The 2,558-nt window shown below is 56.7% G+C and carries 2 protein-coding genes; both read right to left on the minus strand.

The genetic code is table 11. From position 1 onward, the window contains the following. Positions 1 to 306: 306 nt before the first annotated feature. The gene (locus tag ACEN2J_RS20685; RefSeq protein WP_442108631.1) at positions 307 to 2,076 is read right to left on the minus strand and encodes a recombinase family protein; all 1,770 of its coding nucleotides are present in this window, start codon (positions 2,074 to 2,076) and stop codon (positions 307 to 309) included. Further along, positions 2,063 to 2,242, minus strand: coding sequence for a hypothetical protein (locus tag ACEN2J_RS20690; RefSeq protein ID WP_442108633.1), 180 nt, complete (start codon positions 2,240 to 2,242; stop codon positions 2,063 to 2,065). Before ACEN2J_RS20690 ends, ACEN2J_RS20685 begins: the two co-directional genes overlap by 14 nt. Positions 2,243 to 2,558 lie beyond the last annotated feature (316 nt).

Raw genomic sequence — 2,558 nt, forward strand, 5'->3', positions numbered from 1 at the left:
TCTTTAAGTGTCTGTAAACATTGGAAGTGTGTCGGTGTCAGTAATGCGACACGGGCGTCCTTTTCGGACTATGGCAGTTTTGACCGCCTCCGACGCTAGGTCATCGGCACGGATTTGATAAGGCGCACCGGATACAACCTGCACTGCCGGAAGGATGTCGGATTTGAAAAGGTGCCGGATCATGTGGTTTGTGACGCCTAATGCCTTTGCTGCCTCGGTCATTGTGAGCCATTTGCCGTCCTTTTCTGCAGATCGATATGCATTAATACCACGAATGCGCCGAATGGATCCGACCCGGTGCGCTGTCTAGGTTTTGCCTTGTCCGGTGGGCAAGCCCATCCGATTAAGCGACGCGGCGATATGCTCGTCAGACCAACGACCAGCCATGCTACGTATCACAGCCAATGCATCATCGGCTGTCGCACAACCATGCTCTCCAGTTTGAGGTTTCCGAACGCGCAGCTCCGAGTGTTGGCCGCCCCGCCAATGGATCATGAGAACGACGTCACGCACCGTATCGTCGACATCGACGATGATGTCGGCGATCAATGTCCTGAGCAGTTGCTGACGGGCACGCATCGTCACATCGGGAGCATTCCAGGCTGCTGACAAATTCTCGGCCATGTTGGCAAATGCGTAGCGGTCAACCTCGATAGTCGATGCGTTTTCGGTTGGTTGACGCGCTTCGAGGTCGTGTACACGGCGCAACGCCATTTCCCAGTTTTTCTCCAACTGCGCCGCGATCAGACGATTGTCAGGATCGCAGGCTGCATAGCGGCGCTCAGCCAGATTGGCTTTGTGCCGGGCCTGCTGAAGTTCCAGATCAATGATCTGGCGTTGATCATCTTGTCGTTTCCGATACATCCGTTCTGCCTCGAACGCGGCTTCGATCGCCAAAGGTTCTACCGCGCGCAACAGTTCACGCGCAACAGCCATGTCCACCCGGGGGCCACCGAAGGTCATGCACCGAGGCAAACCCATCATCAAGTTGGGCTTGTCGCAGCGATAGACGGGACGGCTTTGGGGGGTCCCGGTGTAAGCAACCGAGAGTCGCCGTCCGCATCGCGCACATGTCATCATGCCGGAAAGCAACGCCCGGCCGCCTCGCCCCGATTTTATACCATCGGCGCGGCCATAGTTGTTTAACGTCAACTGCTTCTGGTTTCGTTCGTAATCGTCCCAGGTGATGTACCCCTCGTGGTGATCCTTGATAAAGACGTCCCAAGTTCCGGCCGGCTTGCTATGGCCATAACTCCGCCGAGCGCGCCCATCGACAATAGCGGTTCGTTTCTCGCTTTTACCATAAACATAAACGCCTGCGTAAAAGGGGTTTTTGAGCACGGATATCACGTTGCGATATCGGATCGGCAACCATTTGAAGTTGGTCATGCGCCCTTCATCCGAAGGCCGAGGGAAGTAAATTTGATCGGCAGTCATTGACAGCAGCACCTGCCGCGCGCTGCTAAGCTCGCTGAATCGGTTAAATATAAGCCGGATTACCTCCTGCAAACGCAGATCAGGATCAAGCCCCAGTCCTGCTTCGCGATGCCAGATGTAACCGAACGGAACTGACAGTCGCAGCTCGCCCCGACGCGCTTTTGCCTTGGCAGCATCCAGCATCCGCGTCCTAAGTACGCCCAGCTCGAATTCGCTGATGCTGCCTTTCATACCCAAGAGCAGGCGGTCATTGGGCTGGCAGGGATTGTAGATGCCGTCGTGGTCAATGACACGGGCTTCAACAAGCCCGCATAATTCCAACAGATGATGCCAGTCCCGGCCGTTGCGCGCGAGCCTCGACGCATCTTGGCACAAAACAGCACCCACCTTGCCCGCGCACAACCAAGCGACCAGGCGATCAAAACCGGGGCGCGCCACCGTTCCGCTCGCGGATCGCCCGAGATCATCGTCAATAACAGCGACATCGGTGAACCCGTGCTGACGAGCAATGTCGACAAGATCATATTGCCGCCGCTGGCTCTCCAGGTTGTTCATGACCTGTGATTGCGTCGACTGGCGCACATAAACGACGGCTTTGCGCTTCAAAAGTTGAGTGGGGATCAGTTCAACGTTGCTCATCGTCAAGCTCCTCCACAATGAGGCCCGCAGCCTGCATCAGAATTTGGGCAAGTGTAGTTATGGCCCCCGCCCGCTCCACTTCGTCCATCCCGTCGACTTTGCTGGGCTCGAACATCAGGCTCATTTGCCTGCCCGCGGCCGGCAAGGGCGCATCGTGCTGTTTCATTGACTTTCTCCCTCGCGAATCCATCTTCACCTCGGGAGTTTGCGGGAGCAGCAGCCTGCGTGACCAGTCTCCTGAGTTCCGACAGTGCCACGAGATCAACCTGAGGCTGGCCAACGCGCTTGTCGGCGCAGATCAGGGGATCAATCATCCAAGACGGGATCGAGACGACAACGCCAGACGGGCCTTCTACCTTGAGAAACTGGCCGGTCGCGCGCTGCTCTACCCGCCGCACGCTGACTTTTAGGCCAAAATACGGATGCCAATGATAGTGAACTTCCCGCTCTTCGCCGACATGGGCAGAATGAACGGGCAATGG

The organism is Pseudorhodobacter sp. W20_MBD10_FR17 (assembly GCF_052119765.1).
In the GTDB taxonomy this organism is placed as follows: Bacteria; Pseudomonadota; Alphaproteobacteria; order Rhodobacterales; family Rhodobacteraceae; genus Pseudorhodobacter.